The following is a 15,322-nucleotide window of genomic DNA, read 5'->3' as shown; positions in this document are numbered from 1 at the left end:
TTAGGAATTAAAAATTCAGCTAAAAACTATAAATTGAATTTTATTATTTTTAACCAAAATCAAAAAAATGCTTGTAAAAGTTTATGGTAGTGCTGTATTTGGAGTTGAAGCAACAACTATTACAGTAGAGGTAAATGTTGATAAAGGAATAGGCTACCATTTAGTTGGGCTACCAGATAATGCTATTAAAGAAAGTAATTATAGAATTGCAGCTGCACTTCAGAATAATGGCTATAAGATTCCTGGCAAAAAAATTACCATAAATATGGCGCCAGCAGATTTACGTAAAGAAGGCTCAGCATATGATTTAGGAATCGCTATTGGTATATTGCAAGCTTCTTCACAAATAAAAGGGAAGGGTATTGATGATTATTTGATTATGGGTGAACTTTCGTTAGATGGAAGTTTGCAACCAATAAAAGGAGCTTTACCTATTGCTATAAAAGCTAGAGAAGAAGGTTTTAAAGGATTTATTCTTCCGCAACAAAATGCTAAAGAAGCAGCGATAGTAAATGATCTGGATGTTTATGGAGTTGATAATATAAAGGAAGTAATTGATTTTTTTGAAGGAAATTCTGAGTTAAAACCTACAATAGTAGATACCAGAAAAGAGTTTTATGAAAGCTTAGAAAATCCAGAATTTGATTTCTCTGATGTTAAAGGGCAAGAATCCATCAAACGCTGTATGGAAATTGCTGCTGCTGGAGGTCATAACATCATTTTAATAGGGCCTCCTGGTTCGGGTAAAACCATGTTAGCAAAGCGGTTGCCGAGTATTTTACCACCTATGACATTAAGTGAAGCTCTAGAAACTACCAAAATTCATTCAGTTGTTGGTAGAATTAAAGAAAATTCGGGACTGATGAGTCAGCGACCTTTTCGTAGTCCGCATCATACAATTTCTGATGTTGCATTGGTAGGTGGTGGAGCATACCCTCAACCTGGCGAAATATCTTTATCACATAATGGAGTTTTATTTTTAGATGAACTACCAGAGTTTAAACGAACCGTCTTAGAAGTAATGCGACAGCCATTAGAAGACCGCGAAGTAACTATTTCACGAGCTAAATTTACAGTTACTTATCCATCTTCGTTTATGTTAGTTGCTAGTATGAATCCTAGCCCCAGCGGTTATTTTAATGATACTGAAGGGCATGTTACTTCTAGTCCTGCTGAAATGCAACGTTATTTAAGTAAAATATCTGGTCCTTTATTAGATCGAATTGATATCCATATAGAAGTTCAGCCTGTTCCTTTTGAAAAATTATCTGAAAAGAAAAAAGGTGAATCTAGTAAAGCTATAAGAGAAAGAGTAACAAAAGCCAGAGAAATTCAGACACAACGATTTTTAGATAATGAGAATACACATTACAATGCTCAAATGTCTGTGAAGCAGATTAGAAAGTACTGTGAGTTAAATGTAGAATCTAAAGAACTACTTAAAACTGCAATGGAGCGATTAAATCTTTCAGCTAGAGCTTATGATCGAATTTTAAAAGTAGCTAGAACTATTGCCGATCTAGATAATTCTAAGAATATTGAATCTAACCATATTTCTGAAGCAATTCAGTATCGCAGTTTAGATCGCGAAGGCTGGCTAGGTTAATAACTTACAAATCAACATTTAACACTTTTTTGATTATAATTTCTTAAATTAGTTGCCCCTTACAAATAACTCTCCTTATGAAACCGATTATTAATATATTGGCTTTGCTACTAATTACAGTAGTTTTTGGTCAGACTTCAAAAAAAGATTCGGTACTTATTACTGGTATAGAATGGATTAATAAAGATTTGGATTATTTTAGATTTGAACAAGATACACTTATATATAATATAGCTAACAAGAAACACAAATTGTATTACGATTTTGGTAAGAAAAAACTTACTTTAAAAGAATTATACAGAGTTGGTGGTGGAGATCTTAAAGAAGAAAAATTGGAATTTAAAATTAAGCATGTCGATAAAAAGAAGCTTGTTATTTTTCCGATCGATGATAAATTAGAGTTAGATCAAGAAATTCATTATAAGTTAGATTATTCACCATTTTTTAAACGAAAAAGCTTTGCTTTTTATAATAGAGAGAATCAATATGATTATGTAGATTACAAAAAAATCACCTTCCATGGTTCGACATGTTTCGGTACATGTCCATCCTTTTCTTTAGAAATTAATCGCGGTGGAGAAGTGTTTTATCAAGGAAGAATTTACACTAAAGAATTTACAGGAAATTTTAAAGGGCAACTTGAGCGAGACAAAAGAGTTGAACTCCATAAGATTTTAAATAGAAGTCAACTATTAGCAATTGATGAAAAGTGGAAACAAACATCACGCCCTAGAGATACTCCTAGATATAACTATATTATTGAATTGCGAAATGGTGATACAATTGAAATAAACACTAATGATCAGCACCCTATTTTAGACAAGCTTTCAAATTATTTGATTAGAATTTCAGAAAAATTAGAGTTAAAAAAAGTAAAAGATAAACACAACTTCGTAAAACCTTCTTTGTATGGTTTTGAAATAGTTGCGAGAAGTGAAGATTAATGTATCTTTAATCTGTGTTTAAATTCCTTAAAAATATTGGCCCTGGGCCTTTAGTTGCTGCAGCATTTATTGGTCCTGGCACAGTTACTGTTTGTACGTTAGCAGGAGTAAACTTTGGTTATGCATTGCTTTGGGCAATGGTATTATCAATTATTGCAACCATAGTACTTCAAGAAATGTCTGCAAGGTTAGGTATCATTTCCCAAAAAGGACTTTCAGAAATCATCAGATCAGAAATTAAGCACCCACTTTTAAAAGGCTTTTCAATTTTACTAATTCTTTCAGCTATTGTTATTGGTAATGCAGCTTATGAGGCAGGTAACATAAGTGGTGGTGTACTCGGACTCGAAACTATTTTTGGGCATAATATATTAGAGTTAGGTGTGTTTTCAATAAATTATATCAGTATTCTAATAGGTATAATCGCCTTTATCTTACTTTATATAGGTAATTATAAGTTGCTCGAAAAAACGATGGTTTTTTTAGTAATTTTAATGAGTATAGCTTTTTTGATTACAGCCGTTTTAACGAAGCCAGATGTGTCTGAAATTCTTAAAGGGTTATTTGTTCCGTCTTTTCCTCAAGAGAGTATTTTAACCATTATAGCGCTAATTGGTACTACAGTAGTTCCTTACAATTTATTTCTGCATGCATCCTTGGTAAAAGAGAAATGGAAAACAGAAGAAGATTTACATTTTGCGCGTAAAGATACTATTGTAGCTATTATCCTTGGCGGGATAGTTTCCATGTCAATAATTATCTCAGCTACAGCTATACAAGCTACAGAAGTAACTAATGCTGCTGATCTAGCTAAAGGATTAGAGCCTTTATTTGGAAGCTTTGCTAAGTACTTTTTAGCAATAGGATTATTTGCTGCTGGTATTACCAGTGCAATTACAGCGCCTTTAGCAGCTGCTTATGTAGCAAATGGATGTTTAGGTTGGACTTCAAATTTAAAATCTAAAAAGTTTCGAGCAGTATGGATGACAATCTTAATTCTAGGAGTTTTATTTTCTTCTACAGGATTTAAATCTATAGAGGTCATCAAATTTGCACAAGTAGCTAATGGTATTTTATTGCCAGTTATTGCAGGATTCTTATTATGGGTCATGAATAAAGAATCTGTTTTAGGAAAGCATAAAAACAATTTAAGACAAAATATTGTTGGTTTTATCATTTTAGGCATTGCCATTTTTTTAGGATTAAAAAGTATCTTTAAAGTATTCAATTTGTTCTAATGCAGATTATAGATATTAATTGCGATGTGGGCGAGGGCTTAAATAATGAAGCTGAACTTATGCCCTATATTTCTTCTTGTTCAATAGCCTGTGGAGGACATGCAGGTAGCAAAAGGACTGTTCGTAAAGTAGTTGATTTAGCAATAGAGCATGATGTGAAAATTGGCGCACACCCATCATTTCCTGATAAAGCTAACTTTGGTAGATTGCGATTAGAGATGCCTTTAAATGAACTGCAACAAAGTTTAGAAGAGCAAATTCAGCTAGTGGTTGATGTGTGTAAGGAGAGGAGAATCCAGTTAAATCATGTAAAGCCACATGGAGCTTTATACAATCTTATTGCAATTAACTCCACACATGCAGAGGTTGTTATAAGAGCAGTAAAAAATACTGCTAAAGCTGCCTTTTTATATGTTCCTTATAAATCTGTAATTCAAAAAATAGCAGAAAAAGCAGGAATTAAAATTATAGTTGAGGCTTTTGCTGACAGAAATTATAATACAGATTTAACTTTGGTGTCTCGAAAATTAGAAAATGCTATTATTATAGATAAGGAAAAACTAGTAGATCATTTGTTAAAAATGATTATCAGAAATAAAGTAAAAACGATCGATGGAGTAGAAGTGAAATTAGTGGCCGAAACTTTTTGTTTTCATGGTGATAATCCGAGTGCAATAGAGTTGCTAAAATACGCATCAAAAGAACTCAAAAAAAGAGGTGTGAAAATCATATAATTTGAGCCAATTCAAACTTACATATAAACCCTTCGGGAATCGTGCAATTTTAATAGAGTGGCCACCAAAAATTGATGAAAATATTCTTCAGGACATCCTAAATTTTAAAAATCACATTTTAAAAAATAACATTAAAGAAATAGTTGAAATAATTAACACATATAACTCGTTAACAATTATTTACGATATCACTATAGATAATATTTATAATAAGATTTTACCTCTAAAAAGGTTATATGATGAGCAATATACACAAAAAAATATAAAATCTAAATTGTGGAAAATACCTGTTTGTTATGATGAAATTTTCGGTATCGACTTGGGTGAGATTTCAACAAAAAAAAAGCTCGCTAAAAGAAAAATAATTACTCGACACTGTAACCAAAATTACACGGTTTTTTTTATCGGTTTTTTGCCTGGTTTTTTATACCTCGGAGGGCTAGATAAAAGGCTACATTTTTCTAGAAAAAGTAATCCTAGATTATTGGTTGAAAAAGGTGCAGTTGGTATTGGTGGAGAACAAACAGGAATTTACCCTCAGCAAAGTTCTGGCGGTTGGAATATTATTGGAAATTCACCTATTGAATTTTTCGATCGAAAAAATGAACAACCTTGTTTTGCAAAAGCTGGTGATAGAATTCAGTTTTTCCCTGTTACAAAGAATGAACATCAAGAAATTGCTAATATGGTAGCCTATAAGCGTTATAAAATAGAAAGTGAGGCGTTAAATGCTTAAAGTACTAAAACAGGGTGTGTATTGTTCAATTCAAGATTTAGGAAGAATTGGTTATGCTGATAGTGGTGTATCTATTTCTGGTGTAATGGATCATTATTCAGCAAAGATTGCTAATCTTATGTTAGGTAATGATAAGAATGATGCTGTTTTAGAAATTACTTATGGAGCTAGTTCATTTCAATTCTTAAAAGATACCATTATTTGTGTTACTGGTGCCGATTTAAATTGTAATTTAAATGGTAATCCAATCTTATGTAACCATCCTGTTAAAGTAGAAGCAGATAGTATTATAAAGTTTAGAAACCCCAATTATGGTGTAAGAGCATATTTGGCTGTAAAAGGAGGATTTTTAAATAAGAATGTGTTGGGTAGTAGAAGTTTTTTTAAGGAAATCACTAAAAAATATCTTTTAAAAAAAGATGATGAAATTTTATATAATGAAGTTAAAAATATTGATAGTCAATCATTTGCTTCAATTAAGATTAATAAAGCACATTTTGAAACCAAGTCTATAGAGGTTTATAAAGGGCCAGAATATGAACTATTAAATGAAGCCCAAAAGAATTTTCTAGAAGCTACAGAATTTAGCATTTCAAAAGATAATAGTAGAATGGGTTACAAGCTCAACGAAGTATTACAAAATACTATTGATTCTATATTAACTTCTGCTGTGTTTCCCGGTACGGTACAATTAACTCCTTCGGGTACATTAATTGTTTTGATGCGTGATTGTGGTGTTACTGGGGGTTATCCGAGAGTATTTCAATTAACAGATGACGCTATTAATAGACTAGCCCAAAAAACAACAAACGATAGATTTAAGTTTAAATTGGTAGATTTGAACTAATGAGAACTTCCATTTTTTTAGTGTTAATCCTTCTCTTTTCTTGTAAAAAGGAAGATCCATATGTCTGGAAAGAACTAGAAGTTAAAGCGACCGCATATAACTCAACTCCGGCACAAACTTCTGGTAATCCAAGCATTGCGGCTTGGGGTGACACCTTAAAACCCGGAATGAAATGTATAGCAGTTTCACGTGATTTGATACGATTAGGATTAAAACATAATACTCCGGTCAAAATTGAAGGATTAGAAAGTATTTATTTGGTAAAAGACAAGATGCACCGTCGTAAGCAAAACCAAATAGATATTTATATGGGCAAGGATATAAAAAAGGCAAGAGCTTGGGGTGTGGTGAGAAAATTAAAAATTAAATATGGAATTCTTAAAAGTGAGTTAGAAAATTCTGAAAAATAGATTATGATTTTGTCATCCTGAACTTGATTCAGAATCTAATTATAATGGATTCCGCATCTAGCGCGGAATGACAAAGAAATGAAAAATTAATACTGTTAGTTTGAGTGAATGCGAGAAGTCTAAGGCTGAGAATAGATTTCTCAATCGAAACTTCGTTTCTCATTTCGAAATGACATTCTGATATCCTTAGTCATTTAGATAGAATGTGCGAAGTACATAACGAGAAATCTTTACATTAGTATATGCTTCATTGTTACTTCGTTTATATCACAACAAATGAGAATAAAACCACACTTTATATTGGTGTAACTAACGATATTCAAAAACGATTATCTCAACATTACTTTGATAGTAAAAACCTTAGGAAATCATTTGCCGGCAAATATAATTGCTACTACTTAATTTATTATGAAGGCTTTGAAGATGCAAATCAAGCTATTCTTAGAGAAAAGGAAATTAAAAAATGGAGAAGGGAGAAAAAGGATAAGTTAATTAAGACTTTAACCCTAAATGGGAGTTTTAAATGATCAAGTTATTTAGATTTCTCAATCAAAACTTTGTTTCTCATTTCGAAATGACAAATTAAATGCGAGTGTCATTTCGAACGAATGTGAGAAATCTCTAAAAATAAACCTCCAAATGATTCAGTTCATTCGTTAGTTGCTGACTGTTCTTAAATTGAATTGCGTATATACCAAGTGCTCTGGCTGCCTCTACATTTTTCAAATTATCATCTATAAAAACACAATTTGCGGCAGTTAAGTTATAACGATCTAAAATGATCTCATAAATATCTTTAAAAGGTTTTCTGGTTTTTTCTGTACCTGATACTACAATACCTTTAAACCATTGTAAAAATTCATAACGCTCTAAAGCAAGAGGAAATGTTTCTGCACTCCAATTGGTTAAAGCATATAGGTTATAGTTATTCCTTTCTTTTAATTTTTTAAATAGTTCAACACCTTCTTTTATAGGACCGCCTAGCATTTCATGCCAACGTTCATAATAGGTTCTAATTAGAGCTTCATGTTCAGGATATTGCTCTATCAATACTTTATTGCCATCTTCAATTAGTCGGCCCGCATCATGCTCTTCATTCCATGCAAGTGTGCATATGTTGTTTAAAAACCAATTTACTTTAGTTTCATCACCATTAAAAACTTGACGATAAACATATTTTGGATTCCAATCAATAAGAACACCACCTAGGTCATATATGATTGTGTTGATTTTTGGCATGCTTTAAAGAATCTCTTTTTTAAAATCTTTAAGTAATAAATTTACAAAGTAATTAAATCTAGTTTCAATTTCTGGATCTTCTTTCAGCATTTCTTCATTTTCAAAGAAAGGCAAGCACTTTAGAAAATACTCAAAAGTTTCCTGAGTGTCTTTTTTGAAATAGAAACGACTTTCCCAATAGTATTTATCTAATGCTATTCTTTTTTTGTAAATATTCTTCTCAAAATCTTGTCCTACACCTCCAACTCTTCTTCAATAATCATTTGGACTTCAACAATTTTTGAGTAAAGATCAATTATTTTGTTTGCTTTTAATTCATAAAAAAATTTTCTTTTTTGCTCTTTATCTTTTAATCTATAATCTAAAATGGTCTTTAAAATATAGCCTAATAATCCAATTAGAACTGTTAATTGTGACCAGTAATTCGTTATGAATTCCATTCTAATTAATTTTTCTGCCCATTTACCATTAAAAAAGCTTTTAAAAACGCATCTATATCGCCATCCATAACCGCGTCTACATTACCAGTTTCTTCTGCGGTACGCACATCTTTAACCAATTTATAAGGGTGCATCACATAGTTACGAATCTGGCTTCCCCATTCGTTTTTCATTTTATTAGCTTCAATATCAGCTCTGGCTTCCTGACGCTTTTCTAATTCAATTTGATAGAGTTGCGACTTTAACATCTGCAAAGCAGTAGCTCTATTATCGTGCTGTGAACGTGAATTAGAACACGAAATCTGAATTCCAGTTGGTTTATGCGTTAGTTGTACCTTTGTTTCAACTTTATTTACATTTTGCCCGCCAGCACCGCTAGAACGTGCTGTAGTAATCTCAATATCAGCAGGATTTATATCTATTTCGATTGTGTCGTCAGCAACTGGATATACATATACCGAAGCAAAAGATGTATGTCGTTTTGCATTACTATCAAAGGGTGAAATACGTACTAATCTATGCACGCCGTTTTCGCCTTTTAACCATCCAAATGCATAGTCACCATCAAACTGTAAAGACACAGTTTTTATGCCAGCTACATCACCTTCTTGGTAGTTTAATTCTTTAATCTTCATTCCATGCTTTTCTCCCCACATCATATACATGCGCATTAGCATAGATGCCCAATCACAGCTTTCTGTACCTCCAGCACCAGCAGTAATTTGTAGCACAGCATTTAGATCATCACCTTCTTCAGAAAGCATATTTTTAAACTCCATTTCTTCTAAAAAAGAACTGGTTTTATGATATACTTCCATGATCTCTTCTTCAGTAGCTTCACCACCCTTATAGAAATCATATAATATTGATAATTCTTCTCCATCTGTCTTCGCAGTGTTGTAATCTTCAACCCATTTTTTCTTAAACCGAAGCGAACGCATCAATTTTTCAGCTTCCTTAGGGTCATTCCAAAAGTTAGGATCAGCAGATTTTTCCTCTTCATTAGAAATCTCAATAAGCTTCTGATCTATATTTAGATATCCTTTTAGCTTTTCAACTCGCTCATTAATATCTTTTATCTGTTCTTGTGTAATCATAGTTGTCAGCAAAAATAAACTTTTAGTGCGCAACAAAAAACTTGCTAACTATTAAGTTTATAGATTTCTCATTACATTAGCATTGCTAAATAGCAAGGCATTTTTGCTATCAAGTTTTACGATAAATTTTCTACAATGAAACAACTAACTTTTACCATTTTACTTTTTTTATCTTTTAATTTTTCTTTTGCCCAATTCTTTGATAATGATAAGAATATAACCAACTACAAAGGCTATTTTAACTTTTATTATGATGAAAGCTCTGATAAAATTTTTCTGGTAGTTGATAAAGTTGATGCCGAATTTTTATATGTGCATTCACTGTCAGAAGGATTAGGTTCTAATGATATCGGTTTAGATAGAGGGCAATTAGGAGATGGAGTAGTAGTGAAATTTCAAAAAGCAGGGAATAAATTACTACTTATTCAACCTAACCAACGTTATAGAGCTTTAACAGATAATAATGAAGAAAGACGCTCTATAGAAGAGGCTTTTGCCAAATCTGTGTTGTGGGGGTTTAAAATAGATCAGCAACATAAAGGAAAGTATTTAGTTGATGCCACAGATTTTTTAATGCGAGACGCGCATGGTGTTACCAATCGTTTAGAAAATAATAAGCAAGGCAGCTATAAGCTCGATAAAACGAGAAGTGCGTTTAATTTAGATCGTACGAAGGCTTTCCCAAAAAATGTAGAATTTGATGTGATGTTAACCTTTACAGGGAAACCAAAAGGATATAATATTCGTAGCGTTACACCAGACGCTACGGCAGTAACTTCACATCAACATCATTCTTTTGTTGAGTTACCTGATGATAATTATAAACCTAGAGTATATGATGCACGTTCGGGTAGTTACCCAATGTCTTATTTAGATTACGCTACACCTGTAAACGAATCAATTACCAAACGTTTTATCTATCGTCATAGATTAGAGAAAAAAGACCCATCTGCTGCAGTTAGCGAAGCCAAAAAACCTATTATTTACTATTTAGATACGGGCACACCAGAGCCGGTACGATCTGCTTTGTTAGATGGTGCTCGCTGGTGGAATCAGGCTTTTGAAGCTGCTGGTTACAAAGATGCTTTTCAGGTGAAGATGTTACCTCCTGGAGCTGACCCATTAGACTTAAGATATAATATGATACAGTGGGTACATCGTTCAACTAGAGGATGGAGTTATGGTGGTAGTATTTCAGATCCCAGAACAGGTGAGATCATTAAAGGACATGTAAGCTTAGGCTCATTACGAATCCGTCAAGATTTTATGATTGCACAAGCATTACAAGCTCCGTATGCCAATGGTTCAACTGATGATAAATTCGCTTTAGAAATGGCTTTAGCTAGAATTCGCCAGTTGTCTGCACACGAAGTTGGTCATACAATAGGTTTTGCACATAATTTTGCAGCTAGTACTAATAATAGAGCATCAGTAATGGATTATCCGCATCCTAAATTCTCAATAAAAGACGGTAAGATTGACTTTTCGGATGCTTATGCTGTTGGTATCGGTGAATGGGATAAAGTAACCGTAGCTTATTCATATCAAGATTTTGTAGATAATGAAGATACTGGCTTGCAAAAGATATTAGATGATGCTTTTGCTAGTGGATTACGCTATATTTCTGATCAAGACGCACGCCCTAGAGGAGGTGCTAATGCTCATGCACATTTATGGGATAATGGTTCCGATATTACTGAAGAATTAAATAATGTTTTAAATATACGTAAAGCAGCAATTGAAAAATTTTCAATTAATAATATCAAAATAGACGAGCCTTATTCAGTATTAGAAGATGTTTTTGTGCCTTTATATTTCTTCCATAGATATCAAACAGAAGCGGTAGTAAAATTAATTGGAGGCCTAGATTATAGTTATGCCGTAAAAGGAGGTGATCAAACGCCAGTAAAAAGAGTAGATGGAGCAACAGAGCGTAAAGCTTTAAGCACATTGTTAAAAACCATTGATGCAAATGAGATTGCCATTCCAAAATCTAAACTAGATTTATTTCCACCAAGGGCGATAGGTTATAGTAGAAGTAGAGAGTCATTTAAAAGTAAAAATGGAGTTGGTTTTGATGCTTATGGAGCTGTTGAAACTGCATCACAATTAACGCTTGAACTTTTATTTCATCCACAAAGAGCTTCAAGATTAGTACAGCATAAAAGTTTAGATAATAGTCAATTAGGTTTAGATGAAGTTATAGATGCAACAGTAAAGGCATCTTTTAAAAAGAATCATAAAGATTTGTACTTGCAAAATTTACAGAATGTTGTAAATCAAGAAGTGTTAAATCAATTGTTCTATTTAGCAGCTAATCAAAATTCTTACAAGCAGGTAAATGCCATTGTTATGAATAAGTTAAATAGTATAAAAAACTATTTGGGGTCTAAAAAGTCAATCGGTCTACAGAATATATACGATGAGGCTATGGTTAAGAATATAGAATCTTTTATAAAAAACCCAACAAAATATAAAAAAACAGAAGCACCTAAAATCCCTGATGGTTCGCCTATAGGAATGGAATAACTTTCATTAAACATGATTATAAATTTAATAAGCGATACTGTAACCAAACCTACTAAAGGTATGCTAGATGCTATGATGCAAGCAGAAGTAGGTGATGATGTATTTAGTGCAGACCCCACTGTTAATGCCTTACAAGAAAAAGCTTCCCAAATGTTTGGAATGGAATCTGCGTTGTTTTTTCCTTCTGGCACGATGGCAAATCAAACTGCCATTAAGTTACATACAAAGCCTGGCGATGAACTTATTTGTGATAAATGGGCACATGTATATAATTATGAAAGTGGTGGACCAGCAGCAAATTCTGGAGTTGCATGTAATTTGATTGATGGTCAAAGAGGTATGTTTAATGCAGCTCAAGTTGAAGCTCATGTAAAAAATAAAGATCATATTTATGAAGCATTTACCTCATTAGTCACAGTTGAGAACACTACCAACAAGGGTGGAGGTGCTTGTTGGGATTTTGAGGAACTGAAAAAAATAAGAAAAGTATGTGATGCAAATGATTTAGGTTATCACCTAGATGGCGCCCGTTTATTTAATGCATTGGTAGCTAAAAATGAATCACCAAAACAATATGGTGAGTTATTTGACACTATCTCCATTTGTTTATCAAAAGGATTAGGTTGCCCAGTAGGCTCTATTTTATTAGGTAGTAAAGATCATATTAAAGAAGCATTGCGTATTCGTAAACGATTAGGAGGAGGTATGCGTCAAGTGGGCTACTTAGCTGCAGCTGGAATTTATGCTCTAGACAATCATATAGAACGTTTAGTCGAAGATCATAAAAAAGCAAAACAGATTGCTAATGTTTTAGAAGCTCAGTCATACATCAAAAAAGTAGAACCTGTTGAAACTAACATTATTATTTTTAATATTAAAGATGCTATAGACGAACAAGAATTTGTTCAGAAATTAAAGGATAAAGGTATTTTAATTGTAGGTATGGGTGAAGGCAAACTTCGTATAACAACACACTTAGACTTTACTGATATTATGATGGAAAAACTAATAGTAGAACTGAAAAATCTTTATTAAATGATTTTTAGAGAAGCAACTAAAAAAGATGTTCCTCATATTGTTGCTATGATAGCTAATGATAAACTAGGAAAACTTCGAGAAGATTATAAAACACCATTACCAGAAAAATATCATTTAGCTTTTGAAAATATTAATAAGGATAGTAATCAAAGATTAATTGTAGTTGAAAACGACAAAAAGGAAATTACAGGTACGTTACAATTAAGTTTTATTCAATACTTAACCTATCAAGGAGGCATACGTGCACAGATAGAAGCAGTTAGAGTAAGAGAAGATCAAAGAGGAAAAGGATTAGGAGAAGAGCTATTTAAATGGGCAATAAACAAAGCAAAAGAAGAAGGAGCTCACCTTATTCAATTAACTACAGATAAAAAACGCCCAGAAGTACTAAAGTTTTATGAAAGACTAGGCTTTAAAGCTTCACATGAAGGCATGAAATTACATTTCAAATAGTAATGTCACTCTGAGTGAAAAAGAAGAATCTATTAATTCAAGATTTCTTCACTTCTTTCAATAAAGTAATTTGTTAAAAATATACTCTAATAATAGGTGACCAGGCAGAAGCAAATACACTTTTTTCATCATCATATAGCACATCATATCTAATACCAAAAGCTGCCCATCCTGTTCTATAAGCAATACCTAAATAAAGAGTAGGAATATCGATATTCATATCATCAAAACCTACTAGTTTTTGGTTAACAAAAAGATGCTCAAATTCGGCTGATAATTGCAAAAATTCTAAAGGATTGTATAGAGTAACAGCTCCAATTCCAAATACATTTGACTTCAAATCAAAGTTTTTATTGTAGAGATAACTTAGAGTTGGGCCTACAGCAAATTGATCATTAAACTCATAAATTGCACTAGGTGAAATAGCAATGGTTGTTTGATTAGAGCCGAAAGCTAAGCCAAAACCACCACCAAATCGAACATGATCCCAAAATTTGGGTTGGTCATCATCTTGCGCAAAACCAGTAATCGAAATTAAAAGAGCAATTAGTAGAACTTTTTTCATAATGAATTGTTGTTTAACACGTCTAAGATAATTATTCTATTAAATAATAGTAATTTTACTGAACGTTAACTAATTAAACTTTTATACAATGAGATTTATACTAACCGTTTTAATACTACTTGTTTCACTTATTTCTTTTTCTCAAAGTGATGTTTCTAAGATATTATCAGAAATAGCTACTGAACCTTCTGCCGAACGTATTGAGAAGGATATTAGAAAATTAGCAAATTTTGGCACACGTCATACTTTGTCTGATACCATTTCTCAAACTAGAGGAATTGGCGCTGCTCGCCGATGGATAAAATCTGAATTTGATAATATTTCAAAAGCTTGCAATAATTGCTTAGAAGTTAGTTATCAACGTAATCTAGTACCAAAGAATGATCGCAGAATAGTAAAAGATGTTGAGGTTGTTAATGTACTTGCTATTCAGCGAGGTGCTAAATACCCGAATCGATATGTAATTATGTCTGGTGATATAGATTCTAGAGTATCAGATCCTAATAATTATACATCAGATTCGCCTGGAGCAAATGATAACGCATCTGGTATGGCAGGCACTATTGAAGCTGCACGTGTCTTGAGTAAATATAAGTTTCCTGTTTCAATTATTTATGTTGGATTGTCTGGTGAAGAACAAGGTTTGTATGGAGGTCAACATATGGCTAAAGTTGCTAAAGAAAAAGGTTGGGATATTGTTGGAGTATTAAATAACGATATGATAGGAAATATTAAAGGAATTGATGGCGTGGTTGACAATAGTACCTTCAGGGTTTTTTCTGAAGCTATTTCAATGGAAATGTCTGACAGAGAAAAGCGAGGTATGCGTTATTATGGCGGTGAAATTGATGGCCCTTCAAGACAATTGGCAAGGTATATTGATAAATTAACAGATGATTATATGACAAATCTAGATGCTATTATGATCTATCGTTTAGATCGTTTTGGTAGAGGAGGACATCATAGACCATTTAATGATGAAGGCTTTACTGGCGTTCGTATTATGGAAACACATGAAAACTATAACGAGCAGCATCAAGATATAAGAACAGAAAACGGAATTAAATATGGTGATGTAATAGAATCTGTAAACTTTGATTACGCAGCTAAATTAACAACCGTTAATGCATTAACATTAGCATCATTAGCATCAGCACCAGCTGAGCCTAAAAATGTACAAATTGGTGGTGCAGTTCAGCCTTCAACTAGATTGAAATGGGAAGCGGTGGATGACGATAATTTAATAGGCTACAAAGTATATTGGCGAGATACTACTTCACCTCAGTGGCAATACAGCAGATTTGTAGGTAAAACAACCGATTACACATTAAAAAATATAGTTATTGATAACTATTTATTTGGTGTAGCAGCAGTAGGTAAAAATGGAGCCGAAAGCTTGATCCAATTTCCGCGAAAGCTTATCCCGAGAAATTAATGTTAAACTTT

16 protein-coding genes are annotated in these 15,322 nt (G+C 32.8%); 12 read left to right on the top strand and 4 right to left on the bottom strand.

The genetic code is table 11. The features are described from left to right. Positions 1-67: 67 nt before the first annotated feature. The 8 genes from AC3IF2_RS06950 (at position 68) to AC3IF2_RS06915 (ending at position 7,042) form a co-directional block, all read left to right on the top strand. Positions 68-1,606, top strand: a complete 1,539-nt coding sequence (locus AC3IF2_RS06950) for a YifB family Mg chelatase-like AAA ATPase (protein ID WP_489166345.1) — start codon at positions 68-70, stop codon at positions 1,604-1,606. Positions 1,607-1,683: 77 nt separating this feature from the next. After that, positions 1,684-2,550 carry a DUF6438 domain-containing protein gene (locus tag AC3IF2_RS06945; RefSeq protein WP_489166344.1) on the top strand — a complete coding sequence of 289 codons (867 nt, stop codon included), beginning with the start codon at positions 1,684-1,686 and terminating at the stop codon, positions 2,548-2,550. 14 nt (positions 2,551-2,564) lie between these two features. Next, positions 2,565-3,788 (top strand): Nramp family divalent metal transporter, encoded by a 1,224-nt coding sequence (locus AC3IF2_RS06940; protein ID WP_489166343.1) that lies wholly within the window; start codon positions 2,565-2,567, stop codon positions 3,786-3,788. Then, positions 3,788-4,522, top strand: a complete 735-nt coding sequence (gene pxpA, locus AC3IF2_RS06935) for a 5-oxoprolinase subunit PxpA (RefSeq protein WP_489166342.1) — start codon at positions 3,788-3,790, stop codon at positions 4,520-4,522. Before AC3IF2_RS06940 ends, pxpA begins: the two co-directional genes overlap by 1 nt. Position 4,523: 1 nt before the next feature. After that, positions 4,524-5,258 carry a 5-oxoprolinase subunit PxpB gene (gene pxpB, locus AC3IF2_RS06930; RefSeq protein WP_489166341.1) on the top strand — a complete coding sequence of 245 codons (735 nt, stop codon included), beginning with the start codon at positions 4,524-4,526 and terminating at the stop codon, positions 5,256-5,258. Continuing rightward, entirely contained in the window at positions 5,251-6,105 is an 855-nt protein-coding gene (locus AC3IF2_RS06925) for a 5-oxoprolinase subunit C family protein (RefSeq protein WP_489166340.1), read from the top strand. Before pxpB ends, AC3IF2_RS06925 begins: the two co-directional genes overlap by 8 nt. After that, positions 6,105-6,515 carry a 3D domain-containing protein gene (locus AC3IF2_RS06920; RefSeq protein ID WP_489166339.1) on the top strand — a complete coding sequence of 137 codons (411 nt, stop codon included), beginning with the start codon at positions 6,105-6,107 and terminating at the stop codon, positions 6,513-6,515. Before AC3IF2_RS06925 ends, AC3IF2_RS06920 begins: the two co-directional genes overlap by 1 nt. A gap of 242 nt (positions 6,516-6,757) precedes the next feature. Beyond that, on the top strand, positions 6,758-7,042 hold the full coding sequence (locus tag AC3IF2_RS06915; protein WP_489166338.1) for a GIY-YIG nuclease family protein: 285 nt from the start codon (positions 6,758-6,760) through the stop codon (positions 7,040-7,042). A 94-nt stretch (positions 7,043-7,136) separates the two neighbouring features. Here AC3IF2_RS06915 and AC3IF2_RS06910 read toward each other — a convergent pair whose 3' ends face one another. The 3 genes from AC3IF2_RS06910 to prfB all read right to left on the bottom strand — a co-directional run bounded on the left by AC3IF2_RS06910 (position 7,137) and on the right by prfB (position 9,291). Further along, the gene (locus tag AC3IF2_RS06910; RefSeq protein WP_489166337.1) at positions 7,137-7,754 is read right to left on the bottom strand and encodes an HAD family hydrolase; all 618 of its coding nucleotides are present in this window, start codon (positions 7,752-7,754) and stop codon (positions 7,137-7,139) included. 233 nt (positions 7,755-7,987) lie between these two features. Next, positions 7,988-8,194: a hypothetical protein gene (locus tag AC3IF2_RS06905; protein WP_489166336.1), complete on the bottom strand. Its 207-nt coding sequence runs from the start codon at positions 8,192-8,194 to the stop codon at positions 7,988-7,990. Positions 8,195-8,199: 5 nt separating this feature from the next. Beyond that, entirely contained in the window at positions 8,200-9,291 is a 1,092-nt protein-coding gene (prfB, locus tag AC3IF2_RS06900; RefSeq protein WP_489166335.1) for a peptide chain release factor 2, read from the bottom strand. A gap of 135 nt (positions 9,292-9,426) precedes the next feature. On the opposite strand from prfB, the gene AC3IF2_RS06895 reads away from it, so the two are divergent. Genes AC3IF2_RS06895 through AC3IF2_RS06885 form a run of 3 tightly spaced genes read left to right on the top strand, consistent with a single transcriptional unit; the run spans position 9,427 to position 13,311 of the window. Further along, complete coding sequence (locus tag AC3IF2_RS06895) at positions 9,427-11,820, top strand: zinc-dependent metalloprotease (protein WP_489166334.1); 2,394 nt, start codon at positions 9,427-9,429, stop codon at positions 11,818-11,820. A 12-nt stretch (positions 11,821-11,832) separates the two neighbouring features. Then, positions 11,833-12,855: a threonine aldolase family protein gene (locus tag AC3IF2_RS06890; protein ID WP_489166333.1), complete on the top strand. Its 1,023-nt coding sequence runs from the start codon at positions 11,833-11,835 to the stop codon at positions 12,853-12,855. Next, positions 12,856-13,311 (top strand): GNAT family N-acetyltransferase, encoded by a 456-nt coding sequence (locus AC3IF2_RS06885; RefSeq protein ID WP_489166332.1) that lies wholly within the window; start codon positions 12,856-12,858, stop codon positions 13,309-13,311. 73 nt (positions 13,312-13,384) lie between these two features. Here the strand turns inward: AC3IF2_RS06885 and AC3IF2_RS06880 are convergent, their stop codons facing one another. Then, positions 13,385-13,876, bottom strand: a complete 492-nt coding sequence (locus AC3IF2_RS06880; RefSeq protein WP_489166331.1) for an alpha-ketoglutarate decarboxylase — start codon at positions 13,874-13,876, stop codon at positions 13,385-13,387. Between the two features lie 88 nt (positions 13,877-13,964). Here AC3IF2_RS06880 and AC3IF2_RS06875 point away from each other — a divergent pair, with 88 nt between their 5' ends. Then, positions 13,965-15,311 carry a M28 family metallopeptidase gene (locus AC3IF2_RS06875; RefSeq protein WP_489166330.1) on the top strand — a complete coding sequence of 449 codons (1,347 nt, stop codon included), beginning with the start codon at positions 13,965-13,967 and terminating at the stop codon, positions 15,309-15,311. The last annotated feature ends 11 nt before the right edge of the window (positions 15,312-15,322 follow it).

The organism is Maritimimonas rapanae, from assembly GCF_057837205.1.
Note: the sequence above shows the minus strand (reverse complement) of the source record. Positions and strands in the feature narration are given on the sequence as shown.